This is a genomic window from Calidithermus chliarophilus DSM 9957 (assembly GCF_000430045.1).
Classification (GTDB): Bacteria; Deinococcota; Deinococci; order Deinococcales; family Thermaceae; genus Calidithermus; species Calidithermus chliarophilus.
In genome coordinates, this window is record NZ_KE387023.1 from 1626699 (window position 1) to 1652090 (window position 25392).

Genomic DNA, 25392 nt, shown 5'->3' on the forward strand with positions numbered 1-25392 from the left:
GAGCATGAGAATATTATCCCGCGACGTGCTTATCGGCTGTGGCCTGTTGCTGCTTTCCGCGTGCGCGCCCTCGTCGGTCACCCCGGCGCCGGGCGGGCCGGGGTACGGGCCCGCGATCCCGGCCTTCCTGCCGACCTCGGCCTCGGCGCGGGTGTCCAAGCCCGAGGGGACGGCCCTGGGCATCAAGCTCGACTCGGTCGGGCTGGGCTTCGAGGTCACCGACGGCCCCTTCGGCTTCGAGCTCAAGGTGCCGCCGCGCTCGGGGGTGTTCGCCCGCGGCTCGTTCGTGCAGGGCAACCTGGCGGCCTCGCTGAGCCTGGGTTGGGATACCTACGGCGAATACGGCGGCTACCCCGACTACCGCTACCGGGTCTACAACCGCGGCGGCCTCGGCCTGGACGCGGGCTATTACTTCCCCATCCCCCTGGAGTCGGGGCAGGGCTACGTCGGGCCGCGCCTGTACACCTACTTCTTCTGCGAGAGCGTCGACAACAGCCCCCTCGAGTGCGTCGGCCCCCGCTTCAACCCCGGCGCGACCATCGGCGTCAACCTCCGCTTCGGCGACCGCTTCAGCGTCTCGCCCGAGATCTCCGTCTTCCTGCTCCCGCCCGACGAGTACTTCGTGAACCCCAGGGGCACCACGCTGTTCAGCCTCTCGCTCTCCTACCGCTTCTGACGGGGGTTGCCCTCAGGCTCCGGCGGCGCTCACGCGACCTGCCGGATCCAGTCCTGGAGGTTGTAGTGGTTGGAGACGCGGGCGATCTTGCCGCCCCGGATTTCGAAGAAGGCCCCCACCCGCAGGGTGTACCTCTGGCCGCGGGCCGGGGGGAGGCTCCCGTCGGTCTCGAGGTACTCCCCCTCGAGCATGAACTCCGCGGCGGCGCGGCGCCCGTCGGCGCTGACCATGACGGCGAGGTCGTAGACCCGCTCGAGGTAGCAGCGGTTCATGCGCTCGAGGAAGGCCCGGAAGGCCTCCTTGCCGCGCTCGACGGGCCCCTGGCTGATCTCGTGAACCACGTCGTTGCTCAAGAGCTGGAGGAAGCCCTCCACGTCGCGGGCGTTGAAGCGGTCGTAGTACACGCGCAAGAGCGTTTCTGCGGGGGTGGCGTTCACGGGACTAGTTTATCTGGGCCAAACGCCCCGGCTCCCGTATCCTGAGGGGCGAGGGAGGAAAATCATGCTAACCCTGATCGGAATTGCCCTACTGCTGCTTGGCATCGTCCTGCTGGTCCAACCGGGGCGGCGCAGCCTGGGGGGCTTGGTAGCCATCATCGGCCTGGGGGTCGCCGTGCTGTCGCAGAGCTTCGTGGTGATCCCCGCCGGGCACGTGGGCGTGGTGTTCAACGTCTTCGGCGGGGTGCAGTCCACGCCGCTGGGCGAGGGATTCCGCATCGTGCTCCCCGGCATCCAGAACGTGGTGCTCTACGACGCTCGCCTCAAGGAGGTGACGCTGGCGGTGCCCACCCCGGGCACGCGGCAGCCCGGCCCCAGCGAGGAAGCCATCACCGCCCGCAGCAAGGAGGGTTTGGAGATCGGGGTGGACGTGACCGTGCAGTACCGCATCAAGCGCGGCGCGGCCGCCCAACTGCACCAGAACGTGGGGCCGGGCTACGTAGACACCCTGGTGGTGCCGCAGATCCGCAGCAAGGTGCGCGACGCGGTGGGCTTGTTCAACGCCGCCGACCTCATCAGCACCCAGCGCACCCAGCTCGAGGCCGCCGTCACCCGTGAACTCTCCGAGGACCTGAACGCCCAGCACGTCGAGCTGATCTCGGTGCTGCTGCGCCGCATCGACATCCCGCAGTCGGTCGCCAAGGTCATCGAGGAGAAGCAGACCGCCGAGCAGCAGGTCCAGGTCGCGGAGAACCGCCGCCGCCAGGCCGAGATCGACGCCCAGCGCGCGGTGGTACAGGCCAAGGGCGAGCGCGACGCGGCCATCCTCAAGGCCGAGGGCGAGGCCCGCGCCATCCAATTGCGCGGCGAGGCCCTGCGCCGCTCCCCCGAGGTCATCCAGCTCACCGTGGCCGAGAAGCTCTCGCCCGGCATCAACACCGTGCTGCTGCCCTCGGACGGCAACTTCCTGCTCGACCTGCGGAACCTGCAGACGCTCAACCGGGCGGCTCCGGCGCGGTGAGGGGTGCTGGTGGCCGAACGCTGAACGTCGATAGCCGATAGCCGATAGCTCAACGCTTTTGAAGACAGGGCCCCTCCCCACCGGCGGGGAGGGGTGTTCTTTTCACCCCACACCACAGGCCACGAGCTGTCGGCCTCCTGCTTCCGGCTCATGCGCAATGTGAGGGAGTGTACTTGTGAGTCCTTGGGGCTGAAGCGGTAAACTGGGCACGCAGGTTTCGATCTAAAGCTTCTGGTTGTGCAAGGAGGAATTCCTCATGCTCAGATCTTTCGTTCGCGCTCGAGCGTTGTGGGCGGGCTTGCTGGCTTTCGGGCTGATGAGCGCTCAGGCCCAGGTGACCATCACCTACTGGCAGTACGATTTCAAGAGCAAGATCGAGGCCATCGACGAACTGATCAAGCGCTTCGAGGCGGCTAACCCGGGCATCAAGGTCGTGCACCAGACCTTCCCCTACGACGCCTACCAGCAGAAGGTGGGCTCCTCCATCCCCGCCGGGCAGGGCCCGGACGTGGTCAACCTTTTCTACGGCTGGCTGCCCACCTGGGTCAAAGCCGGTTACCTGGTCCCGCTGCCGGAGAACCTGGTTAGCCCCAAGCAGGTCGATAACGACTTCGTGAGCATGGCCCAGAGCGCCAAGATGGGCGGCAAGTACTACGGCCTGCCCACCGCCGTGCGCAGCCTGGCGCTGTTTTACAACAAGGACCTCTTCCAGCAGGCCGGGATTAGCAAGCCGCCCAGGACCTGGGCCGAGTTCTTCGAGGCCGGCAAGAAGCTCACCGTCAAGCAGGGCGACCGCTACACCCAGATCGGCTACGGCATCTCGCCCGACGGGCAGGACCACCACCTCGTGCGCGAGGTGCTGCTGCGCCAGATGGGCGGGCGGCCCTACTCCGACGACGGGCGCAAGGTGCTCTTCGGCGGGGCCGAGGGGCTCAAGGCCTTCACCATGTACACCGACTGGGTGAAGAAGCACGGCATCGGCATCCCCAGCTTCTTCCCCGGCAACAACGGCTACCGCGACGGCTTCATCGCCGGCAAGATCGGCATGATCATCGATGGCTCCTTCGCCATCGGCACCATCCGCAGCGGGGCCAAGTTCAACTGGGGCGTGGCCGAGCTGCCGGTGGAGAAGGTCGGGGGGCGCAAGGCCAACTTCGGCTCCTTCTGGCTCCACGGCATCACCCCGCTGGCCAAGGGGCCCAAGCTCGAGGCCAGCGTCAAGCTCCTCAACTTCATCACCTCGGCGGAGGCCCAGCGCTACTGGCTCGAGAAGGTGGGCGAGCTCCCCGCCCGCAAGGACCTCATCAAAGACCCCAAGCTCTCCCTTGACCCCGTCTACGGGCCCTTCATCCTCAGCCTCTCCTACGCCAAGGCCACCCCCTTCGTGGACGAGGCCGCCCAGCGCACGGTGATCGTCAACGCGATCAACCGGGTGCTCCTGCAGAACATGGACCCCGCGCAGTCGTGGAAGATCGCGGTGGAGGAGGAGCAGAAGATCCTCGACAGCTTCTACAAGTAGCGGGGCAGGGCTCAGGGGGCCGGGGTTTGGGTAGGGCTCTTCCCGTCCCCCTTTCCCCGTCCCCCTGAACCCGCCTCCCACGCGCCCTGAAGCCCCCTTATGAAGCGATCCCGGCTCAGCCTGGCCACCCGTGAAGCCCTGTGGGCTTATGCCTTCCTGCTCATCCCGCTGGCCTTCTTCCTCTTCATCCGCATCTGGCCCGCCTTCCAGGCGCTGTGGCTGTCGCTGTACGACTGGAACGCCGACCCGGCCAAGCGGGCCTTCGTGGGGCTCGAGCACTACGCCCAGATGGCCCAGGACCCCCTCATTGCCCGCTCGCTGCGTAACACCCTGCTCTACACCCTCATCGGGGTGCCCGCCCAGTTGGTGCTGGGGCTGGGCATCGCCCTGCTGCTCAACGCCGTGACCCGCGAGCGGCTGCGCGATGTGTTCCGCGCCATCTACTTCGCGCCCTACGTGACCCCGGCGGTGGCGGTGGCCTGGGTGTTTAGCTGGATGCTCTCGGCCAACTTCGGCGTCGTCAACGAGATGCTGCGGGCCGTCGGGCTCCCCGCGCAGGACTTCCTGCGCAACCCCAGCCTGGCGCTGCCCACCGTGACGGCGGTGGTGGTGTGGCAGAACCTGGGCTTCCAGGTGGTGCTCTTCCTGGCGGGCCTGCAGAACATCCCCCGCGACTACTACGAGGCCGCCCGCATCGACGGGGCCGACGGGCGGCAGCTTTTCCGCCACATCACGCTGCCGCTGCTGAACCCGGTGATGGTCTTCTCGGCGGTGATCGGCACCATCGCCTTCCTGCAGCTTTTCACCCAGGTCGTCAACCTCAGCTTCACCGACCAGGGCGGGCCCCTCCACAGCACGCTCACGGTGGCGCTGTACATCTACCAGGTGGCCTTCGGGCGCTTCGACCTAGGCTACGCGGCGGCCATCACGGTGCTGCTGTTCGCGATCATCCTGCTCATCACCCTGGTCCAACTGCGGCTGCTGTCGCGGCGGGTGGAGTACTGATGCTTGAAGCCGAACGCCCAACGCCCGACGCCAACCCGGCAGGCGGCCAGGTAGGGGAGGGGAAAGGGCCGGCGCAGGGTATCCGAGATGAATAAACGCCTTTCCTCCTTCTTCGTCTACACCCTGCTGACGCTGGGTGCGTTGGCGATGGTCTTTCCCTTCGTCTGGATGGTGCTGACCTCGCTCAAGAGCTTCCAGGAGCTCTTCGACCTGCGCTGGCTGCCGCAGGAGCCGACGCTCGAGAACTACCGCGAGGTGCTCTTCGGCACCCAGTTCCCCCGCTGGTTCCTCAACAGCCTGGTCGTGGCGGGCGTCACCACCGTCTCGGTGTTGTTCTTCGACAGCCTGGTCGGCTACACCCTGGCCAAGCTGCGCTTCCCCGGCAAGAACCTGATCTTCGTGCTGATCCTGGCCACGCTGATGGTGCCCACCGAGATGCTCATCATCCCCTGGTACGTCATGAGCGTGGACTACGGCTGGGTCAACACCTTCTGGGGCATCCTGTTCCCCGGCCTCATCAGCGCCTTCGGCGTCTTCCTCATGCGCCAGTTCTTCGAGTCGCTGCCCAGCGACCTGCTCGACGCGGGCCGCATCGACGGCCTGAGCGAGTTCGGGGTGTTCTGGCGGGTGGCCTTCCCGCTGGTGCGCCCGGCGCTGGCGGCGCTGGGCATCTTCACCTTTTTGGGCAACTGGAACGCCTTCTTGTGGCCGCTGGTGATCATCCAGACCCCCGAAATGCGCACCCTGCCCGTGGGGGTCGCGCTCTTCTCGGGCGAGGCGGGCACCGCCTGGCACCTGATCATGGCGGCCAGCAGCCTCGCGGTGATCCCGGTGCTCATCGTGTTCTTCATCTTCCAGCGCCAGATCATCGAGGGCGTGGTGCTCACCGGGGTCAAGGGGTAATTTCGCTGATAGCCCATAGCTCATAGCCGATAGCTACTGAACGGTTAAGTTCCTTAGCCATCGACTATCGACTATCGACTATCGCCCCCCCACCTACTTCACCAGCTCGATCTCGAACAGGTAAGGCCACAGCTTGCCCGTCACGAAGAGGCGCTGGCCCTGTGCGTCGTAGGCGATGCCGTTGAGCACGTCGGCCTTGGTGATGAGCATGGTCAGCTTGGTGAGGTCGATCCAGGCCTCCACGTGCCCGTCCTTGGGGTCGATGATGGCGATGCGGTTGGTCTGCCAGACGTTGGCGTAGACGAAGCCCTGGACGTACTCGAGCTCGTTCAGCCGCGTCACCGGCTCGCCCCCCGCCGTCACCTTGACGGTGCGGACGGGCTTGAGCGTCTTGGGGTCGAGGAAGAACAGCCGGTCGGTGCCGTCGCTCATGATGAGCTGGTTGCCGTCGTGGGTCAGGCCCCAGCCCTCGGTGGCGTAGCTGAAGGTGCCGGTCTGCTTGAAGGTGGCGAGGTCGTAGATGAAGCCCTTCTTGCTGGTCCAGGTGAGCTGGTAGATCTTGCCCTCGAAGAGGGTGATGCCCTCGCCGAAGTGCTCGGCGGCGAGGGGCTGGCGCTGGAGCACCTTGCCGGTCGCCAGCTCCACCTTGCGGATCTCCGAGCGCCCGTTGAGCCCGGTGCCCTCGTAGAGGAAGCCGTTGTGGTAGACGAGCCCCTGGGTGAAGGCGGCAGGGTCGTGGGGGTACATCTTGACCAGCTTGAAGCCGTAGACAGGAACCGAGCCGTTGCCCTCGTGGGCCCTGACGCAGGCCACGCCGAACAGCAGGGCGAGGGCGGTGAGGAGGAGCGAGCGGCGCATGGTCATAGCATAGGGGCCAAGGATGAACGCAGGCTTTGCTGGATGGCCCCGACGCTCTGGGTGGCGTCGAGCACGACGAAACGACCGGGCTCGAGGCGGGCGAGCTCGAGGTAGCCCTCCCGCAGGCGGCGGTGGAACTCTAAGGGCTCGCGCTCGAGGCGGTCGCGGCTGTCGAAGCGCCGCAGCCCCACCTCGGGCGGCAGGTCGAGCAAAAAGGTGCGGTGGGGCTTGAGCCCGCCCGTCGCGCCCTCGGCCACCGCCCTCAGCCAGCCCAGCGGCAGCCCGCGCCCGTAGCCCTGGTAGGCCAGCGAGGAGTCGAGGTAGCGGTCGCACAGCACCACCTCGCCGCGCTCGAGGGCCGGGCGCAGCACCGTGCGCACGTGCTCGGCGCGGTCGGCGGAGTAGAGCAGGTACTCGGCCTCGGGGGTCATGTCGTGGTGGTGCAGCAGCAGTCGGCGGATCTCGGCCCCCACCGCGCCGCCGTCGCCGGGCTCGCGGGTGGTGAGCACCGCGCGGCCCTGCTCACGCAGCCACTCCGCCAGCAGCCGGATTTGCGTGCTCTTGCCCGCACCCTCCGGGCCTTCGAAACTGATGAACAGCCCTTTCATGTAGTATTCTCCGTTGACAACCCTTCACCGGCGGAGTAACTTTGGGGTACGGGGCCACGGCTTAGTCCGTGGTCTTCGCCATTTTTAAGGACCGAAATACCGGCGGCTTTGCTACGGAGTGCCATTCTCTGTCTTTCGATAAATTCATCAATGGTTATTAAGTGATTACGGGCGATATCCGGGTTTACTTGATGGAGTGCACGATACGCCATCTCATAATGCAAAACCTGAGATAACAAATGGTGATTTTCTCGCCTGGCTGCTGCACCGGGATTGAAGCGGCTATGCGATCGAAATGGGTGTTTAGAAAGTAAAGCTTCCATTACTGGATCACTTGAGTGGTCCAAACCTCGTTCCCTGCGATACTGCATTAAATATCGACGGAACAAGAAAAAGCCTACCAAGTCTGCAGCCTGAACTAAAGGGTTATCATCTGAGTTCTGGATTCGCTCAACTGTAATGTACTGTAATTGTTGCCTTGAACGCATTACCTCAAAAGTAGTGAGGACATCGATTCCTCTAGAGGATTCAGAGGGATCTATCCATATATGGCCTGTCTTGTGGCCAAAATGGTATAATTGCTTGTTGATCGTAAATATTGTCATTAATAATAGGGGCAAGAGCGAACTAAACGCCGCGTTGTGATATGCCTTGTACGCCTTGCTGCCGGCCAGCCTGCGTAGGGCTTGCATTTCTCGTTTGAAAAAATCATCCTGAAAATATCTAAGTAGGTTGTTTGCAAGGTTTTGCCTGGTATTTTGATTGAAAATTATGCTCAAATCCTGTTTGAGGTTATATTTGCGTAGAATTGCAAAACCCTGGTCAATCCAACCAACTATATCATTAAAGTTGGACCCTAAATAGGGATTTGGCTTTCCACGATACTTGGGGGGTAATTTCCTACCATACATGAGCCGTAGGTGGATTGGTGGTAAAGAGTCAAGCCTCAACTGTTCTGCGATTGTCTTTTGTAAAGCTAACCATTCATTGGAAAAGGAGGATAGCGCTTCTGCCCGCAATAAAATTGCACAGATAAGTGATACCGGGTGATCACCCTCGATAAAAGCGCCATTCCAATCAACTAAGGCTTCTATCCCTCCAGACTCATCTATTGCTACAAAATAGTCGGCTCTTCTCATAGCCCCGTGGGGTGCTCGAGGAAGACCCAGGGCAGGCCGAACTCGCGCTCGATGCGCTCGGCCAGGGCCTTCACGCCAAAGGTCTCGGTGTCGTAGTGCCCGGCGTAGATGGCGTTCATGCCCAGCTCGAAGGTGGGGTGGAAGTTCTGGTGCTTGGGCTCGCCGGTGATGAGCAACTCGGCCCCGGCGGCCTTGGCCTCGGCCACGTAGTCGGAGGCCGAGCCCGACACCACCGCCACCCGCGTGACCTCGTTGGGGCCGCCCTGGTGGATGAGGCACTGCATCCCGGTCATCTGGCCCAGCCGGTCGCCGATCTCGGAGAGGGTGTGGGCCCGGAAGAGCGTGCCGATGAACCCCGCCTCGAAGGGCTCGAGGTTTTGCAGCCCCAAAGCCTGCGCGATCACCGCGTTGTTGCCCACCTCGGGGTGGACGTCGAGCGGCAGGTGCGAGGCGTAGAGGCTGATGCCGCCCTGGAAGAGGGCCTCGAGGCGCCGCTTGTGAATCCCCACCACCGGCATGACCCCGCCCCAGAACAGCCCGTGGTGCACGATCATGAAGTCCACGCCCTGCTCGCGGGCCTGCTCGATGGTGGACTGCGCGGCGTCCACCGCCGCGCCCACTTTCGTCACCCGCTCGGCCCCCTCCACCTGGAGCCCGTTGAGCGAGAGGTCGCGCATCTGCCTTGTGATCTCCTGGGTCTTGAGGAATTCGTCCAGCCAGCGGACGAGGGTGTCGCGGTGCATGGGTACAAGTCTACTGCTGAACGTCGAACGCTGGACGCCGGGCGCTGATAGCCGATAGCCCATAGCTGATAGCTGGGCACGGGTCGTGCGGCGTACGTCGTACGTCGTACGCAAGACGCCAAACGCCAAACGCGAAACGCAAGACGCAAAACGCAAAACGCAAAACGTAAAACGTAAAACGCAAAACGCCTTGTCACCCCCCTATAACAAGGGGGGCTCCTCCCCGCTGGCGGGGAGGGAAGGGGAGGGGCCCACCACAGGCCACACGCCTCCCTTCACCCGTCTCCCTGAACCCGATGCCCGCGCAGGGCGGTCTGCACCTCCTCCACCTCGTTCCAGGGGATCGCCTCGGTGCCGCGCTCGAGCGTGCGCTCGTGTCCCTTGCCCGAGAAGAGGACGGTGTCGCCGGGGCGGGCGGTCTCGACGGCGTAGCGGATGGCCTCGCGCCGGTCGCCGAGGCAGACGTGGCGGCGGGGGTCGCCGTGGGCCTGGGCCATGGTTTGCAGGATGGCCTCGAGGCTCTCGGTGCGGTGGTCCTCCTCGGTGAAGACGGCGAAGTCGGCGAGCTCGGCGGCGACCTGGCCGATGCCGGTGCGGCGGCTGGGGTCCTGGTTGCCGGCTGCGCCGATCACCACGACCAGGCGGCCGCGGGTGGTGGGGCGCAGGGTCTCGAGCGCCGCCCGCAGGCTGGCGCCGGTGTGGGCGAAGTCCACGATGGCCCGGAAGGGCTCGGCCTGCAGGAGTTGCATGCGGCCTGGGACGCCCGGGAAGCTGGCGAGGCCCTGCTGGAGCTCCTCGACCGGGAGGCCCAGCCGGGCGGCGGCGGCCATCGCCGCCAGGGCGTTGTCGGCGTTGAAGCGGCCGACCATGGGGAGTTGAACCTCGAAGGCGCCGACGGGGGAGCGCACCTCGAACTCGAGCCCCCCCGCGTGCTCGCGCAGCTTCGCGGCGCGCCAATCCCCGGCCGCGCCGTAGCTCCAGGTGCCGGGCTCCGCGGCCAGGGTGCGGGTCCAGGGGTTGTCGCTGTTGACCACGCGCCAGCGGGAGCGCTCGAGCAGCTTCTTCTTCTCGGCGAAGTAGTTCTCCATGCTGCCGTGCAGGTCGAGGTGGTCCTCGAAGAGGTTGGTGAAGATGCCCACCGCGTATTCCAGGCCGCGCACCCGCTCGAGCTGCAGCGCGTGGCTGGAGACCTCGAGCACCGCCCGCCGGCACCCGGCCTCCACGAAGCGGTGGAGCATCTCCTGCACCTGCGGGGCCTCGGGGGTGGTGAAGTGGCCGGGGAGGAACAGCTCTTCCGCGCCGATCTTGACGCCCACCGTCGAGAGCCGCCCCACCGGGGGCTGCGCCGACTGGAGCAGGTGGTGCAGCAGCACCGCCACGGTGGTCTTGCCCTTCGATCCCGTCACCCCGGCGAGCTCGAGCCGCCGCGCGGGGTAGCCCCAGAAGGCCGCGGCTAAGTCGGCCAGGGCGGCCCGGTCGTCGTCCACCTTGCAGTAGGGGACGGGCAGAACCAGCTCCCGGGTGCCCACTACCGCGACGGCGCCGCGCTCGAGCGCCTGCGGGATGAAGTCGTGGCCGTCGAGGGGCGGGCGGCTCTTGAGGGGGACGCCCCGGACGGCCACGAACACGAAGCCGGGCTCCACCTGCCTCGAGTCGTGGGTCACCCCCCGCACCGGCAGGGCAGGGGCTTCGCGGCCGAGCAGGGCGAACAGGTCGCGCAGCGTGGTCACGTTCGCATTCTATCGGCGGCTCGAGGTGGACGGCCCCGCCCATCGAAAGGTGGACGCCGTTCCATCCCGAAGCCGACCACCGTTCGCCCAATGCCGGGCGGAGGGTGCCGCCGGGTAGGCTCAGAAGAACAACCCCCAGGCATGTTCCGGAAGGAGGCTACCGACCCCGAAGCAACGCTTCACCGGCCCGGATCGCGTCAGGGAGCCGATCCCCGGTTTCCCTCAGCCAAGCCTCAGGAAATAATCAACATATCTATTTACAAAATCACAATTAAAGACTAGACTGGGGAGCAAGGAGGCGATGACCAAAATGCAAAACAGCATCATCGACACCATCGGCTTCCACGCCGGAGAAATCATCCTCTACCCGGGCAAGCCTGGCCCCAAGGACAAGCTCTACCGGGTGCGCGAGGGGTTGGTGCGCCTCCAGAGCGTGGACGAAGAGGGCAACGCCCTGACGCTGCGCTTCGCCCGTCCGGGGGAATACTTCGGCGAGGAAGTGCTCTCCGGTGACGAGCGCACCTACTTCGCGGAGGCGGTCACTCGCACCCGCGTCGATATCGTCTCGCCCGAGGAGCTCACCCCCGAGGAAACGGTCAAGCTCGCCCGCCACCTCGTCAACGCGCTCACCCAGACCTACCGCACCATCCAGCGCCTGTCGGGCCAGCGCCTGAAGAACCGCATCGCCGCCACCCTGCTCGAGCTCTCCAACACCCCCATCGCCTTCCGCGAGAGCAGTGGCCGCGTAGGCGTGCGCGCCACCCACGACGAGATCGCTTCGGCCGTCGGTTCGGTGCGCGAGACCGTGACCAAGGTCATCGGCGAGCTCTCGCGCGAGGGCTACATCAAGTCCGGCTACGGCAAGCTGGTGCTCGAGAACATCCGCGGCCTCGAGGACCTCGCCCAGCAGGCTGCATAAACTCTCAGCATTTGGGAATAAAGGACGGCCTTCGAGCCGTCCTTTATTCGTGGCGGGGGAGCGCCGCCGGAAGGGTTTGCATTCCCGGCATGCCGGGCGATACACTGGAGGAAACAGCTGAGCGGAACCGGGCGGGACTTACGGTATACCAAAACCGGGGTTCTGTGTTATCTTATTCACCATGTTGCGGACCGACGTGACGGTGATCGGGGCGGGGCCTGCAGGGCTGTTTGCGGCGTTCTACGTGGGTATGCGTGACCTCACGGTGCGCATCCTCGACCCTCTGCCTGAGCCCGGGGGCCAGCTCATGGCGCTGTACCCCGAGAAGTACATCTACGACATCGCCGGCTTCCCCAAGATCCTCGCCAAGGACCTGGTGAACAACCTGGTCGAGCAGCTCGAGCCCTTCAAGCCCGTCTACACCCTGGGCGAGCGGGCGGAGAAGCTCGAGGAGGTCGACGGCGACTTCCACATCACCACCTCCAGCGGCAACACCTACGTCACCGGCGCGGTCATCATCGCCGCCGGCGTGGGCGCGTTCGAGCCGCGCAAGGTGGGCTGCACGGGCGAGGCCGAGTTCACCGGCCGGGGCGTGTACTACGCGGTCAAGAGCAAGGCCGAGTTCGCCGGCAAGCGCGTGCTGATCGTAGGCGGGGGCGATAGCGCCGCCGACTGGACGCTCGGCCTGAAGGACATCGCCGACGTGACGCTGATCCACCGCCGCGAGCAGTTCCGCGCGCACGCCGCCACCGTCAACCAGATGATCGCCGCCGCCGAGGCGGACGAGGTGCGCATCCTCACCCCCTACGAGCTCAAGGAGATCCGGGGCGACGAGCGGGTGCGCGAGGTGGTGATCTTCAACAACGCCACCAAGGAAGAGACCGTGATGGGCGTGGACGCGGTGGTCATCCTCGCCGGCTACCTCTCCAAGCTGGGCCCCCTGGCGACGTGGGGCCTCGAGATGGAGGGCAACAAGAAGATCAAGGTGCTCGACGGCACCATGCGCACCAGCCGCCCCGGCATCTTCGCCTGCGGCGACGTGGCGAGCTACGCCGGCAAGCTCCCCCTGATCTGCCTGGGCTTCGGCGAAGCCTCCATCGCCGCCAACTACGCCGCCGCCTACGCCCACCCCGAGCTCAAGGTCAACCCAGGCCACTCCTCCGAGCGCGACGAGTCGCCGACCCCGGCCCCGGCGCACTGAAGCGGGAAACGGCGAGCTGACAGCCTTCAGCCGTCAGCGGTAAGCGTGTGGCTCGTGGTTCGTCGGGGGTCGGGGGCCAAAGCTTTTTGCGGTTGGCGTAGGGCGTAGGACGTACGACGTACGACCCGCGACCCGCGCCCGGCACCCGGCGCGGCATCCGGCGTCCGACCGGCCCTCGACCTCCGCCCTCCTCTCACGGCACAATGGCAACGTATGCGCACGCGCCGCAGGGCCTTCGTCTACATCACCCGGGAGACGCCGCATGGGAGGCAACTCCTGGTGTTCACCCAGGACGACCCCGCCGCCGGGGTCCAGACCCCGGGCGGGACCATCGAGGCCCACGAGTCGGCGCTCGAGGGCGCCCTACGCGAGGCTTACGAGGAGACCGGGCTGAGCCACTTCGGGGAGCCGCGTGAGGTCGCCTTCCAGGTCTTCGATGGGCCCGATGAGGCCGTGGAGTGCCGCTACGTGCACCTGCCGCTGGCGGGGACGGCCGCGGAGAGCTGGACGCACGTCGTCACCAGCGGCACGGACGACGAGGGGATGACCTTCCGCTGCTTCTGGTTCTCGCTCGAGGAGGCCCGCGCCCGGGTGTGGCCGCACATGGTCTACGGGCTCGAGGCGCTGGGGGGCTGAATGTACGCGCTCGGCCAGCAGGTGCGCGTGGAGTTCTGGAAGTACCCCGAGGAGCGGCTGCACTACTGGTGGGAGGCCGAGGTGCGCGAGGTGCGCGAGGGCGCGGTGCTGCTGTACATGCCGCCGGGCTTCGAGTTCCACCACGAGAGCAAGCAGCGGGTGCTGCGGGTGGACCACCAGGCCTACGTCGCCTTCTTCGAGGGGCGCTGGTACTCCGGCGGCCCCGACCTCGACGCCCAGGGGCGGGTGCTCGAGTACTACTGGAACGTCCAGACCCCCCCGCGCTTCGAGCCCGGGGCCATCCGGCAGTACGACCTCGAGCTCGACGTGAAGTGCAGGGCCGACCACCGCTGCCAGACCTTCGACCTCGAGGAGTTCGCCGCCAAGGTGAACCACTACCCCGCCGAATGGGTGGAGCAAGCCCGACGGGCCGTCGCCGAGGTCGAGCGCCACATGCGCCAGCGGGAGTGGCCCGTCCTGCCGCCGGGAAAGGCGGGGGACTGGCTCGAGCGGGTTTGAGCGAGGGATGAGCGGTCAGCGATCAGCCTTAGCCCTCAGCTCGTGGCTCGTGGTTCACCCCTTCCTCCCCGCGTGCGGGGAGGGTTTATCCCCCCAGCCCCCCTTGCTAAGGGGGGTGAAGAAGGGGCGTCTCGCGTTTTGCGTTTGGCTATCGGCTATGGGCTATCAACCATCGACCATCGACATCCTGTAACGCTCCTGTAACGGTCCCCGCGCTAGGATTTTCCTCGAAGTTCAGCAGCCCCTGCGGCAGCGAGGGCAGGCGAGGCTTCGAGGAAGGGTGCGGGTCGGCTTTGGATTTTCAGCTATTCGGCAAGCGCTTATTCGGCGGATGCGAGGGAGCAGAGCCACCGTTATTGTAGCCCCCAGCGTTGGGCTAAAAGCCGGGAGCCGGGTCCCGCCCTTCCAAAGGACGACAACTGCCGAAGGACGGCAGTTGTTCGTTTTTGTGGGGCGGCGTAGTGTAGGGAGGTAGCCATGAAAATCGACGAGCAGTTGGCCCAGCGGTTCGTCTGCCCCAAGTGCCAGTCGGCGGGCGCTGCCGTCAAGCGCTTCGCCGCGACGGGGACCGGCCTCTCGCGCATGTTCGACATCGAGCACAACGTGTTCATCGTGGCCTCGTGCCGCAACTGCGGCTACACCGAGGTCTACAACCCGGAGATCCTCGAGGGCAAGGACGACGTAGGCGCCGTGCTGGACCTGATCTTCGGCTAGCGAGGTGGGCCATGAGCACCAAGCCGCGCAGGCCCTTCGCCAAGATCCGGCGCTACACCCTGGCGACCATCGGGGTGGTCGCGGCGGTGGGCGGGGTGGCGGGCAACCTGGGCTCGATCGTGGACCTGTGGGACAAGTTCTTCGGCGGGGGCAAGGCCGCGGTGGAGGGTGAGCTGGCGCCCGTGACGGACGTCAGCGGCACCTGGTACGCCGAGGTGGGCTACGACTGGGGCGCGAAGCACCGGGAGGAGTTCGTGCTCGAGCTCGAGGGCAACGAGTTGCGCGGCACGGCCTCCTTCCTGGGGGTGCGGCGGGGGGTGCTCGAGGGGCGCATGAGCGGCGACCGCCTGAGCTTCGTCACCCGCACGTTAGAGACCTTGGGCAACGGGCCCTCCCGCGAGGTCGAGCACCGCTACGTGGGGCGGGTCTCGGGCTCGGAGATCCGCTTCAGCCTGCAGAGCACGGGGGGCTACTCCGAGCACGTCCCCGTGGAGTTCGTGGCCCGGCGCGGGCCCTAGCCGGCCAGCGGGAAGGCCCCGGGCTTTTCGAGCCGGATCAGGTTGCGCTGCAGCGCGACCACGATGGCCGCGGTGCGGTCTTGCACCTCGAGCTTGGCGAACAGCCGCACCAGGTGGGTCTTGACCGTGGACTCGGCGATGCCGAGCTCGCGGGCGATGCCCTGGTTGGAGAGGCCGCGGGCGACGAGGGTGAGGATCTGGCCCTCGCGGGCGGAGATGGGCTCGAGGGCGGGCTTGCGCAGGCTCTCCAGCAGCACCCCGGCGATAGGGGGGGAGAAGTAGGACTTCCCGGCGGCGGTGGCGAGGATGGCGTCGGTGAGCTCGGCCGCCGAGCTCTCCTTGAGCAGGAAGCTGCAAGCCCCCGCCTGCAGCACCCGCAGGACGGCGGCGGGATGGTGCAGGTCGCTGAAGACCAGGACCTGCGTCTGCGGAGAGCGCTCGCGGGCGGCGGCGACGAGCTCGGCCCCGTCCACGCCGGGGAAGTTGAGGTCGGTGACCAGCACCTGAGGGCGCAGCAGCCCCACCAGCGCCAGCAGCTCGTCGGCGCGGGTGGTGTGGCCGCGCACCTTGATGCGGGGGTTGCTGGCGATGAGGCGGCAGCAGCCGCTCAGGACCACCGGATAGGCGTCGGCAACCACGGCGCTGACGGCTTCAATGGCTTTCATAGTGTGCGTTCACCTGACCTTTCTCGAGGGCTGTGAGTTGGGGGAGCGGAATGCCGGGTACTAACTCTCCAACTTAGGAGGGGTCTACTCCAATCACAAGGGCCAATTCTATGTTGTGGACAGAGCCAATTCCCGCACCGGCGATCCGGTGTTCGCGTAAAGCGGCTGAGGCAAAGGGTACTCGCCCCCCTCCGGCCCTTCTGGCTTACGCCATCGGCAAAACGGCTACTCCACGATCGGCTTACCCCCGACCCGCTCGGCCGTCCCAACCCTCACCGACCCACCAGCACCGATCGGGGGATAACCGGCTGGCCTCGAGCGGTTCGATACCGGGATTTTTCGTGCCGAGGCGGCCGGCTTGGCCCTGGGCTGTGACCTGCCGGGCGACGCCCTGGCCGGCAGCGCCGCTGCCGCCGGGCCTCCTTATGCTGTAAATTAACTTCGCACCATTCCTTCTGTGTTCAGGCAAGGAGGCCCCGGATGAACCGGCTCATGCAGAACCAGCTCGAGATCCTCAAGCAGACCCTCAACCTCCGCGACGAGGTGCTGCAAAGCCTCGCCGACGCCGACCTGGCCTACCGCCTCCCCGGCAACCCCAGCCTGGGTGAGCTCGTCCGCGAGTTCGGCAGCGTAGAAGCGGCCTACACCCGCTCCTTCCGCGAGTTCAGCCTGCGCTTCACCGAGGCGCCGGCCGAACCGGGCACGCTCGAGGGCCTGCGGGAGTGGTTTGCCGGGCTCGACCGCGAGCTCGTCGAAGCACTCAGCGCCCTGCAGGACGCCGACCTCGAGCGCCCCGTAGACCGCGGCGGCTGGAGCCTGCCGGCGGAGGTCAACTTCCACGTCTTCCGCGAGGCGGTGCTGATCTTCGCGGCCAAGGCAGTGGTCTACCTGCGGGCGCTGGGCAAGCCGCTGCCCGGGCAGCTCGAGGCCTGGATCGGCTAGGAGCTTGCCGTGAGCTATCCCGACGACCTCTTCCTCATCGGGGAGCGTGAGGGCTACAGCCCCAAGGTCGGCGTGCTGGTGAGCATGCTGGCTAACTCGAGGCACTACCTCCTGCGCGCGGTGCGCGACCTCACCCCCGAGCAACTCGACGCCCCGCCCCAGGGGGCCATCAACTCCGTCGGCGCGCTGCTGGCCCACCTCGACGCCGCCGAGAACCTGTTCCAGCGCATCACCTTCGAGAGCCGCCGCTTCGACGAGGCCGAGGCCGCCCGCTACAACCCCGCCTTCCGCTTCGAGCCGGGGCCGCACTCGAGGGGGCGAACGCTGGAGTCCTACCTCCACGACCTCGCCGAGACCCGCGCCCGCACCCTGGCCGCGCTGAAGCAGCGCGACGACGCCTGGCTACAAGAGCCCAAGACCTTCTCCGGCCAGCCCGCCAACGTGCACTACTACTGGTTCCACTACCTGCAGGACGAGGTGCGCCACACCGGGCAGATCAGCCTCATCCGCAAGCACCTCATCCCCGGCGCCAGCCCCGACTTCAACCCTTACGCGCTGTAGGCCCAGGCCAGCCGCGCCACCCACGCCCGCTCCTCGGGCCTGAACCAGGCCGATAGCCCAACGCCGGGGGCGGGTCGTACGTCGTACGTCTTACGTCGTACGCCTTGGCCCTCGACCCTAGACCCTGGACCCTCGACGGCGGAGGGGAGGGAGGAAAAGGGAAGGGCGGGCACGAGGCCCGCCCCTACGTTTTGTGTCTTGCGTTCAGCACCCCGCGTATGCTCAAACCTCAGATGTCGAGCTGCGCGAAGCGGGCGTTCTCCTCAATGAACTCGCGGCGCGGCTGCACGTCGGAGCCCATCAGCTTCTCGAAGATCTCGGCGGCGTAGAGGGCGTCCTCCATGCTGACCTTCTTGAGCACGCGCTTGGCAGGGTCCATGGTGGTCTCCCAGAGCTGCTCGGCGTTCATCTCGCCCAGGCCCTTGAAGCGCTGGATCTCGTAGCTCTTGTCGCCGATGTCGGCCAGGGCCTTCTTGAGGGCCTCGTCGTTGAAGAGGTACTCGATGTTCTTGCTCTTGCCCACGCGCAGGCCGTAGAGCGGGGGCTGGGCCACGTAGAGGTAGCCCTGCTCGATGATGGGGCGCATGTAGCGGTAGAAGAAGGTCAGCAGCAGGGTGCGGATGTGCGAGCCGTCCACGTCGGCGTCGGTCATGATGATGATCTTGTGGTAGCGCAGGCTCTCGATGTCGAAGTGGGCCTCGTCGCTGGTGCCGCCGATGCCCGCGCCGATGGCGGCGACCATGGCCCGCACCTCGGCGTTTTTGAGGGCCTTGGAAAGCCCGGCCTTCTCCACGTTCAAAATCTTGCCGCGCAGGGGCAGGATGGCCTGGAAGCGGCGGTCGCGCCCGCTCTTGGCGCTGCCGCCCGCGCTGTCACCCTCCACGATGAACAGCTCGGCCTCGGCGGGGTCTTCGCTCTGGCAGTCGGCGAGCTTGCCGGGGAGGTCGTCGGACTCGAGCGGGTTGGCGCGGCGCACGAGCTCGCGGGCCTTGCGAGCTGCCTCACGGGCCTGGGCCGCGCGCTGGGCCTTTTCGTAGATCAGCTTGGCGACGCGGGGGTTCTCCTCGAGGTACTCCGAGAACTTCTCGTAGACCACCTTGCTCACCGCGGTGCCGGCCTCGGGGTTCAAAAGCTTGCCCTTGGTCTGGCCCTCGAACTGCGGCTGGGGGATCTTGATGGAGACCACCGCCGAGATGCCCTCGAGCAGGTCGTCGCCGGTGGGCTCGAGGTCCTTGACCAGCCCGGCCTTCTTGGCGTAGGCGTTGATGGCACGGGTGTAGGCGGTCTTGAAGCCCGAGAGGTGGGTGCCGCCGTCGCGGGTGGGGATCATGTTGGCGTAGGTGACGAGCTCGATGTTGTAGCCGCGGGTGTGGACCAGGCCCACGTCCACGCTCACGTTCTCCACCTCGCCCTGCAAGAGCACCGGCTTGTCATAAAGCAGCTCGTCGCCCTCGGCCAGGAAGCGGGCGAAGGAGGCCACGCCGCCCTTGTCGAAGAAGACCTCTTCCTTCTGGTGCTGCTCGTCCTTGAAGACCAGCCGCAGGCCCGCGACCAGGAAGCTCACCTCGCGCAGGCGGTTCCTGAGCTTGCTGGCCTCGAAGGTGAGGCCGGGGTCGAAGATGGTGTGGTCGGGCATGAAGGTCACGCGGGTGCCGCGCTTGCCCTTGGGCGCGTTGCCCACGACCTCCAGCGGCTTGGTCACGTCGCCGCGGCTGAACTCGATCTTGTAGTGCTTGCCGTCGCGGAAGACCTCCACGATGGTGTACTCGGCCAGCGCGTTAACCACGCTCGCCCCCACCCCGTGCAGGCCGCCCGAGACCTTGTAAGCCCCTTCCTCGAACTTGCCGCCCGCGTGCAGCACGGTGTAGATCACCTCGACCGCCGGCTTGCCCTCGCCGGGCATGACGTCGACGGGGATGCCGCGCCCGTTGTCCTCGACCGTGATCGAGCCGTCGGGGTGCAGCGTGGTGACGATCTCGGTGGCAAAACCCGCCAGGGCCTCGTCCACCGCGTTGTCCAGGATTTCCTTGAAGAGGTGGTGATAGCCGTCCGACTGCGTCCCGCCGATGTACATGGCGGGCCGGTGGCGAACCCCCTCGAGACCTTTCAGGACTTTGATTTGGGATGCGTCGTAGTTTGCGGTAACTTCAGTGCTCACCCGGACATTATAGCATATTACGTAAAAAACATAATATAACCGACCATTGTCGGAGATGGTGAAAAGCAGCACCCGAACGTGAAAAATTGAGACGGAACGGAGAGCCTCGAGGCGATGTATACGGGCATTAGGGTTTTATAAACGCCCGAGAATGCCGGCCAGAACACCACATCTACGCAGCAATGCATATGGTGAGGAGAACCCTAATTCCGGTGGGGGCGAAGTGGGGCGGGGTAGCCGATGGCTAAACGCGCAAAACGCAAGACGCAAGACGCCTTGGCCCCTCGAGCCTCGACGCTGGCGGGGAGAGTTGGGGAGGGGTTCCTTTTTCACCACGAGCCACACGCCACAGGCCAAGAACCTCACAAGCCACGTGAAAGCTCCCCTCGAGCCTTCCTCGAGGGGAGCAGGGTAGGGGCTTCGGTCTATTTCTGTACGGTCAGGGTGTAGGAACCCGAGCCGCTGTAGGAGTAGACCAGCCAGCGGTAGGTGCCCGAGCTGGCCGAGTAGGTGATGCTCTCGCTCGAGGTGTAGCTCTCGGAGCGGGCTACGGTGCTCCAGGTGCCCGAGCTGTTGCGCTTTTGCAGGTAGAGGTCGAAGTCGGCGTTGGACGGGCCGCTCAGGGTGCCCCTGAGGGTGCCGCCGCCGTAGCTGAAGCCGGTGGAGCCGGGGTGGTAGTTGTACGCGCCGGTGCCGTTGAGGGTGCCGGTGTAGGTCTCACCCGAGGGCGGCGGGGGCGTGGTGCTGCCGAGCAGGGAGTAGAGCAGCAGGTTGGGCGAGCCGGTGCCCACGCCGGAGATCCGGCCCGAGGTGGCGCTGCCGACGATGGCGTTGGTCACGGCGCTGGGGGTGGCGCTGGGGTTGGCCTGCAGGTAGAGCGCCGCCACACCCGCGACGTGCGGGGTCGCCATCGAGGTGCCGCTGATGGTGTTGGTGGCGGTGTCGGAGGTGTGCCAGGCCGAGGTGATCGAGGAGCCCGGGGCGAAGATGTCGAGGCAGCTGCCGTAGTTGGAGAAGGAGGAGCGGGCGTCGGAGGAGGTGGTCGAGCCCACGGTGATGGCGTTGCCCACGCGGGCGGGGGAGTAGTTGCAGGCGTTGGCGTTGGAGTTGCCCGCAGCGACGGCAAAGCTCACGCCGGCGGCGATGGCGTTGTTAACCGCGCTGTCGAGGGCGCTGGAGGCCCCGCCGCCCAGGCTCATGTTGGCGACGGCGGGCTTGACGTGGTTCTGCGCCACCCAGTCCACCCCGGCGATCACGCCCGAGTTGGAGCCCGAGCCGTTGCAGTCGAGCACCCGCACCGCGTGCAGGGTCACGCCCTTGGCCACGCCGTAGGTGGTGCCGCCCACGGTGCCCGCGACGTGGGTGCCGTGCCCGTTGCAGTCGTTGGCGCTGCCGCCCGGGGTCACCGCGTCGTAGCCGTTGCCCATGCGCCCGCTGAACTCGGCGTGGGTGCGGCGGATGCCGGTGTCGATGATGTAGGCGTGGACCCCGGCGCCGGTGTAGTTATAGGTGTAGCTGTTCGACAGCGGGAGGTCGCGCTGGTCGATGCGGTCGAGACCCCAGGTGGCCGGGCTCTGGGTGGCCCAGGCCTCCATGACCTGGTCGGCCTCGATGTAGGCTACCCGCGTGTCCTGGCGCAGGCGGCTGAGCTGCTCGTCGGAGAGGCGCACGGCCACGCCCTGCAGGGCGGCGGTGTAGGCCTGCTGGACCTGGGCGCCCTCGAGCCCCAAGCTCTGAAGGGCCTGGCTCTGCACCGCGCCCGCGCTCAAGCCTGCCTTCAGGCTCTGCAGGGCCGGCAGCACCCCGGCGTCCTTCTTGTAAACCACGATGTACTGCCCAGGGATCACCTGGGGGTTGTCCAGCCCGAGCACGGGAACGCCCGTGTCGTCGGTGCCCTGGGGCCTGGACGTACAGGCAGCCATGACCAGCAAGGCTGCGGCCAGAAGGGTGAATCGGCGCATTACTACCTCCACTAAGGATTTGGGCTTTGAACCCTGCGCTGAATCCTAACTGTTCGGTGGATGATAAATCAACCTTTAGGTTGATTAGTTCTTCTTTAGACTCGTTTCATGAGTTTAAAGAATAATGAGACTTTACCGCTTGACCGAGCCCACCGCGCCGATGGCCTGGTCGTCGCTCAACGAGCGCAGGCGCTTGCCCAGGTCCTGCCACCACAGCAGGGGCGGGCTGTCGAGGCGGGGCATGGAGGCGATCTCGGGCTGCTTGCGCCACAGCTTGAAGCGCAGCAGCGCCAGGTTGAGGAAGAGCTCGCGGTACTCGGGCGGCGTGCGCTGGATGTGGAAGTGGAAGCGGATGCCGCGCGTTTGGGAGAAGGAGAGGATCATGGGGATCCCCTCGGGGCCCTGCAGGGGGATCTCTACGGTCTGGTCGGGGAAGGTGTAGGCGGTGGCCTCCTCCTCGCTCTGGATCATGCCGATCTCGATGAGGATCTGGGCGAAGGCGGAGAACTCGAGCCCGCTGATCTCGCGGTAGAGCCGGTCGAAGAGGAGGTAGGTCTGGCTGAGCTCGAAGCGCTCGCCGGGCTGCTCGGCCCACCACATCGCGTACTGCCCCTTGGGCGGCATGAGCGAGGCCTGGATGAACAGCCGGTCTTGCTGCGCCACCTCGCCCACGTCGTCGGGGTAGATGGCGAAGAGGTCGTCGGTGCTGTAGAAGACCGGCCTGAGCCGGCCGTACCGCTGCGCGATCTCGTGCACCGCCACGAAGTGCCCCGCGGCGCGTTCGTCGGCCTCGGGGTAGAAGAAGAGGTCGTACTCCCCGTCCGGGGCCTTCACCCGCAGCGGCACCACCAGCACGCCCTGCCGCGTCACCCGCACCACGTCGGCCTCGAGCACCTGTACGTGCGAGGTGCGAAAGCGCGTCTCGACGGCGGTGATGAAGTGCAGGGTGGGGGTGTGCGCGGTGAGGGGTCCCTCGAGGTAGACCTTGGGCCAATCCGGAGGGGCGTTGGTGACCAGTTCGACGGGCCCGGGCCGCACGAAGATTAAGCTACCGTAGGTCGGGCGGGAAACGCAAAATGCACGTCGATAGTCGATGGTCGATAGCTGATAGCCAAACGCCAAACGCAAGACGCAAAACGCCAAACGCAAAACGCCAAACGCAAGACGCAAGACGCAAAACGCAAGACGCGGGACGCCTTGTCACCCCCCTTAGCAAGGGGGGCAGGGGGGGATAAACCCTCCCCGCGCGCGGGGAGGGCTGGGGAGGGGTAAACCACGGGCCACAAGCTGACCGCTTACCGCTGACGGCTGATCGCTGAAAGCTTCCCGCTTCCTGCTTCCCTATCGCCCTGTTTCAATGAATCGCCACCACAGCAGCAGGCCCACGAAGCTGGCCCAGAAGAAGTAGGGGCCGATGCGGTCGGGGGGTTGTGCGAGGCTTTGCCGCAGCCAGCCGCCGGGCTCGAGGCCGCTGACGGCGTAGAGGATTAAGGCGGTGAGGAGGCCGTAGATCGAGTGCAGCCAGGCTGAGCCGCCGCTGACGAAGAAGCGCAGCAGCAGCTCGAGCACGAAACCCGCTATCGCCAGCGCGGCCACAGCCTTGAAGAAACGGAACTGCCACGCGGCGGGCTCGCGCACCAGCAGGGGCAGGCTCAGCAGCGCGCTGATCGCCAGGACGGGCAGCAGCAGGAGCACCAGCAGGTCGCGCAGGAGGAACACGGCTTCCATAGGCCTAATCTACGCTAGAAGCTGAACGCTGAACGCCGATTGCTGATAGCTGATAGCCGGGCGTGGGTCGTACGTCTTACGTCGCACGCGAGACGCCAAACGCTAAACGCCTTTTCTTCACCCCCCTTAACAAGGGGGGCCAGGGGGGATACCCCCTCCCCGCGCGGGGAGGGTTGGGGAGGGGTTCCCACGAGCCACTAGTTCGTTGCTGGCGGCTGACGGCTACCTGCTTCCCCCCGGCCCTCAGCTCACAGCGGGGGCGGGCGGCGTGTGTCCAGGCGCTCTGAGATTGCCTGTGCCAGGGAGATGAGGTGGGCGTCCTCGAGCAGGTCTCCTACCAGCGAAACCCCCACCGGCTCGCCGGAGTCGCGGTAGCCGGCCGGGAAGTTGAGCACGGGGAAGCCGGAGGTCGAGGTGTAGAGCGAGAGGCTGTTGCTCACCGTCACGAGCAGCGAAACCCCGTTCTGGCTCATCAGGTCGCGCAGCGTCGCCATGCCCGTCCTGCGGTTGTGCTCGACCAGGGCGCGGTAATCCTCGGCGCTCATGGGCTCGGCCTGGGAGGCCTGCAGCAGGTCCTGGCCGTAGGGGGCGGCGGCCGGGTTCTGGGCGTTGAAGGCGATGACCTGCTCGAGGCTTCGGACCGGGGCGCCGGTGGCCTCGAGGTAGGCGTTCACGCCCTGGCGCAGGCCGTAGCGCAGCACCGGCAGTATCTCGATCTTGGCTTCGGGGAAGGGTACGGGCACCAGCTTGGCCCCCAGTTCGCCCAAGGCCCGGGCGACGCGCTCGAGCACGGGAACGTCGCCCTCGCGCTGGACGTGCTGCACCCAGCCCACCCGCACGCCCCGCAGCGAGAGGGGGGCCGGGGCCCTGGCGAACTCCCCGACCCTGGGGTGCAGCGCCCGCTGGGTGAGGGGGTCGTTGAGGTCGTGGGCAGCCAGGACGCTCATGAGCACGGCGAGGTCGGTGGCGTTCTTGGTGAGGGGGCCGGCGGTGTCCTGCGCGTCGGTGATGGGGATGATGCGGTCGCGGCTGACCAGGCCCAGGGTGGGCTTGAGGGTGAAGAGGCTGTTCTGGGCCGCCGGGTAGACCAGCGAGCCCGAGGTCTCGCTGCCGACCCCCGCCACCGCCAGGTTGGCCGCCACCGCCGCGGCCGTGCCGCTGCTGCTGCCCCCGACGTCGAAGGGGCCGTAAGGGTTGCGGGTGTGGCCCCCGAGGGCGCTGAAGCCGTTGACCGAGGTGCTGGTCATGAAGTTGGCCCACTCCGAGAGGTTGTTCTTGCCCAGGATCACGGCGCCGGCCTCGAGCAGCCTCCGGGTCACGAAGGCGTCGCGGTCGGCGACGGCCTCGCGCAGGGCGGCGGCCCCGGCGGTGGTGTGCATGGGGGTAGCGGTGGCGATGTTGTCCTTGAGGCTTATGGGGATGCCGTGGAGGGGACCGCGCAGGCGGCCCTGCCGGCGCTCGAGGTCGAGGGCGCGGGCTTGCTCGAGCGCCAGGGGGTTGAGCTCGAGGTAGGCGCCCAGCCGGTCGTTGTAGCGGCGGATGCGCCCGAGGTAGAAGAGCGTGAGCTGTTCGGAGCTCGCCTCGCCGCGCTGCAGGGCGGCCTGGAGTTCGGGGATGCTCGAGGATTGGGTGAGGGCCTCGAGGCGCTCGAGGAGGGAGGGCTCGAGGGGGGCCAGGGCTTCCTCGAAGGGGGAAAAGTCCAGCTTCCGCCGTAGCGGGTATTCGTGCCGAGCCGTCTGCTCCTGCACCTGCCGGGCGACAAAGCTTTCCCAGTCGCGCTTGGGGCTGCTGGGTTTGTCGGCCTGTCCGGCTTGGGCGGCCGGGGCCGAAGGGGAGGATTGTTGGCTCATGACGCCCCACACTATCAGACCGGCCGGTGCGATGCTTGTAGACGGAGCTCTTTCTTTTCCCTCCTTGTTGGTGGAGGAGGGGCCGGTTTGCGGTGCTTCGATTTGGTGTCCCCCGCTCCGCCGTCAGGGGCCGGAGGGGGAGGCCATTCCACGTGGCGAGGGCATCGCGGTACGCGGTACGCGATCCGGCATACGCCGGAAACCTGCTCCCCCTGGCGGCCCCCGAGGGACTCCAGGTTACCGGCAAGGCCGGTATGGCCTGCGGCCACCCCCTAGCAGACATGCCGCCGGGCCTCAGTGCCCGCGTACGCGGGGGTGCGGGCCGCACCTTGACCCGGCGGCGTGCCCGGCTGCGCCACCCCGCCCACCCCCTCCCGCGTG

Annotated in this window: 25 protein-coding genes; 13 read left to right on the forward strand and 12 right to left on the reverse strand. The window is 66.5% G+C overall.

Annotated features, from left to right (window positions below; all coding sequences use genetic code 11):
• Nucleotides 1-4 precede the first annotated feature (4 nt).
• A complete protein-coding gene (locus MEICH_RS30130) occupies nucleotides 5-676 on the forward strand; it encodes a hypothetical protein (RefSeq protein ID WP_245587632.1) in 672 nt (223 codons plus the stop codon).
• 29 nt (nucleotides 677-705) lie between these two features.
• Here the strand turns inward: MEICH_RS30130 and MEICH_RS0107995 are convergent, their stop codons facing one another.
• A complete protein-coding gene (locus tag MEICH_RS0107995) occupies nucleotides 706-1113 on the reverse strand; it encodes a ketosteroid isomerase-related protein (protein WP_027892168.1) in 408 nt (135 codons plus the stop codon).
• Between the two features lie 64 nt (nucleotides 1114-1177).
• On the opposite strand from MEICH_RS0107995, the gene MEICH_RS0108000 reads away from it, so the two are divergent.
• The 4 genes from MEICH_RS0108000 (at nucleotide 1178) to MEICH_RS0108015 (ending at nucleotide 5561) form a co-directional block, all read left to right on the forward strand.
• Nucleotides 1178-2134 carry a prohibitin family protein gene (locus MEICH_RS0108000; protein ID WP_027892169.1) on the forward strand — a complete coding sequence of 319 codons (957 nt, stop codon included), beginning with the start codon at nucleotides 1178-1180 and terminating at the stop codon, nucleotides 2132-2134.
• A 256-nt stretch (nucleotides 2135-2390) separates the two neighbouring features.
• Complete coding sequence (locus tag MEICH_RS0108005) at nucleotides 2391-3653, forward strand: extracellular solute-binding protein (RefSeq protein WP_027892170.1); 1263 nt, start codon at nucleotides 2391-2393, stop codon at nucleotides 3651-3653.
• A 99-nt stretch (nucleotides 3654-3752) separates the two neighbouring features.
• Nucleotides 3753-4658 carry a carbohydrate ABC transporter permease gene (locus tag MEICH_RS0108010; protein ID WP_027892171.1) on the forward strand — a complete coding sequence of 302 codons (906 nt, stop codon included), beginning with the start codon at nucleotides 3753-3755 and terminating at the stop codon, nucleotides 4656-4658.
• 87 nt (nucleotides 4659-4745) lie between these two features.
• Nucleotides 4746-5561, forward strand: a complete 816-nt coding sequence (locus MEICH_RS0108015; protein ID WP_027892172.1) for a carbohydrate ABC transporter permease — start codon at nucleotides 4746-4748, stop codon at nucleotides 5559-5561.
• A 93-nt stretch (nucleotides 5562-5654) separates the two neighbouring features.
• On the opposite strand, the gene MEICH_RS0108020 is transcribed toward MEICH_RS0108015, so the two are convergent.
• From MEICH_RS0108020 to MEICH_RS0108035, 5 genes are all read right to left on the reverse strand, one after another.
• A complete protein-coding gene (locus tag MEICH_RS0108020; protein WP_027892173.1) occupies nucleotides 5655-6419 on the reverse strand; it encodes a glutaminyl-peptide cyclotransferase in 765 nt (254 codons plus the stop codon).
• A gap of 2 nt (nucleotides 6420-6421) precedes the next feature.
• Nucleotides 6422-7027 (reverse strand): dTMP kinase, encoded by a 606-nt coding sequence (tmk, locus tag MEICH_RS0108025; RefSeq protein WP_027892174.1) that lies wholly within the window; start codon nucleotides 7025-7027, stop codon nucleotides 6422-6424.
• Entirely contained in the window at nucleotides 7024-8166 is a 1143-nt protein-coding gene (locus MEICH_RS28525; RefSeq protein ID WP_157202673.1) for a DUF3800 domain-containing protein, read from the reverse strand. The genes tmk and MEICH_RS28525 overlap by 4 nt, the downstream gene beginning before the upstream one ends.
• Nucleotides 8163-8909 (reverse strand): Nif3-like dinuclear metal center hexameric protein, encoded by a 747-nt coding sequence (locus tag MEICH_RS0108030; RefSeq protein ID WP_027892175.1) that lies wholly within the window; start codon nucleotides 8907-8909, stop codon nucleotides 8163-8165. The genes MEICH_RS28525 and MEICH_RS0108030 overlap by 4 nt, the downstream gene beginning before the upstream one ends.
• Nucleotides 8910-9184: 275 nt before the next feature.
• Entirely contained in the window at nucleotides 9185-10639 is a 1455-nt protein-coding gene (locus tag MEICH_RS0108035; RefSeq protein WP_027892176.1) for a UDP-N-acetylmuramoyl-L-alanyl-D-glutamate--2,6-diaminopimelate ligase, read from the reverse strand.
• Nucleotides 10640-10949: 310 nt separating this feature from the next.
• Here MEICH_RS0108035 and MEICH_RS0108040 point away from each other — a divergent pair, with 310 nt between their 5' ends.
• From MEICH_RS0108040 to MEICH_RS0108065, 6 genes are all read left to right on the forward strand, one after another.
• A complete protein-coding gene (locus MEICH_RS0108040) occupies nucleotides 10950-11558 on the forward strand; it encodes a helix-turn-helix domain-containing protein (protein WP_027892177.1) in 609 nt (202 codons plus the stop codon).
• Between the two features lie 181 nt (nucleotides 11559-11739).
• Entirely contained in the window at nucleotides 11740-12759 is a 1020-nt protein-coding gene (locus tag MEICH_RS0108045; RefSeq protein ID WP_027892178.1) for an NAD(P)/FAD-dependent oxidoreductase, read from the forward strand.
• A 213-nt stretch (nucleotides 12760-12972) separates the two neighbouring features.
• Nucleotides 12973-13395: an NUDIX hydrolase gene (locus MEICH_RS27040; protein WP_027892179.1), complete on the forward strand. Its 423-nt coding sequence runs from the start codon at nucleotides 12973-12975 to the stop codon at nucleotides 13393-13395.
• A complete protein-coding gene (locus tag MEICH_RS0108055; protein ID WP_027892180.1) occupies nucleotides 13396-13914 on the forward strand; it encodes a ribonuclease FAU-1 family protein in 519 nt (172 codons plus the stop codon).
• Between the two features lie 477 nt (nucleotides 13915-14391).
• Nucleotides 14392-14628, forward strand: a complete 237-nt coding sequence (locus tag MEICH_RS0108060; protein ID WP_027892181.1) for a zinc ribbon domain-containing protein — start codon at nucleotides 14392-14394, stop codon at nucleotides 14626-14628.
• Nucleotides 14629-14639: 11 nt separating this feature from the next.
• Nucleotides 14640-15146, forward strand: coding sequence for a hypothetical protein (locus MEICH_RS0108065; protein WP_027892182.1), 507 nt, complete (start codon nucleotides 14640-14642; stop codon nucleotides 15144-15146).
• Here MEICH_RS0108065 and MEICH_RS0108070 read toward each other — a convergent pair.
• Nucleotides 15143-15811: a LuxR C-terminal-related transcriptional regulator gene (locus MEICH_RS0108070; protein ID WP_027892183.1), complete on the reverse strand. Its 669-nt coding sequence runs from the start codon at nucleotides 15809-15811 to the stop codon at nucleotides 15143-15145. The two genes, MEICH_RS0108065 and MEICH_RS0108070, sit on opposite strands and share 4 nt — an antisense overlap.
• A 480-nt stretch (nucleotides 15812-16291) precedes the next feature.
• Here MEICH_RS0108070 and MEICH_RS0108075 point away from each other — a divergent pair, with 480 nt between their 5' ends.
• Complete coding sequence (locus MEICH_RS0108075) at nucleotides 16292-16753, forward strand: DinB family protein (RefSeq protein ID WP_027892184.1); 462 nt, start codon at nucleotides 16292-16294, stop codon at nucleotides 16751-16753.
• 9 nt (nucleotides 16754-16762) lie between these two features.
• Entirely contained in the window at nucleotides 16763-17314 is a 552-nt protein-coding gene (locus MEICH_RS24245; RefSeq protein WP_051304043.1) for a DinB family protein, read from the forward strand.
• Between the two features lie 229 nt (nucleotides 17315-17543).
• Here MEICH_RS24245 and MEICH_RS0108085 read toward each other — a convergent pair whose 3' ends face one another.
• From MEICH_RS0108085 to MEICH_RS24250, 5 genes are all read right to left on the reverse strand, one after another.
• Nucleotides 17544-19472, reverse strand: a complete 1929-nt coding sequence (locus tag MEICH_RS0108085) for a DNA topoisomerase subunit B (RefSeq protein WP_027892185.1) — start codon at nucleotides 19470-19472, stop codon at nucleotides 17544-17546.
• A 425-nt stretch (nucleotides 19473-19897) separates the two neighbouring features.
• The gene (locus MEICH_RS0108090) at nucleotides 19898-21433 is read right to left on the reverse strand and encodes a S8 family peptidase (protein WP_027892186.1); all 1536 of its coding nucleotides are present in this window, start codon (nucleotides 21431-21433) and stop codon (nucleotides 19898-19900) included.
• A 132-nt stretch (nucleotides 21434-21565) separates the two neighbouring features.
• Nucleotides 21566-22471: a hypothetical protein gene (locus tag MEICH_RS0108095; RefSeq protein WP_027892187.1), complete on the reverse strand. Its 906-nt coding sequence runs from the start codon at nucleotides 22469-22471 to the stop codon at nucleotides 21566-21568.
• A 303-nt stretch (nucleotides 22472-22774) separates the two neighbouring features.
• On the reverse strand, nucleotides 22775-23161 hold the full coding sequence (locus tag MEICH_RS0108100) for a hypothetical protein (protein WP_027892188.1): 387 nt from the start codon (nucleotides 23159-23161) through the stop codon (nucleotides 22775-22777).
• Nucleotides 23162-23409: 248 nt separating this feature from the next.
• Nucleotides 23410-25011: an amidase family protein gene (locus MEICH_RS24250; RefSeq protein ID WP_051304044.1), complete on the reverse strand. Its 1602-nt coding sequence runs from the start codon at nucleotides 25009-25011 to the stop codon at nucleotides 23410-23412.
• Nucleotides 25012-25392: the final 381 nt, after the last annotated feature.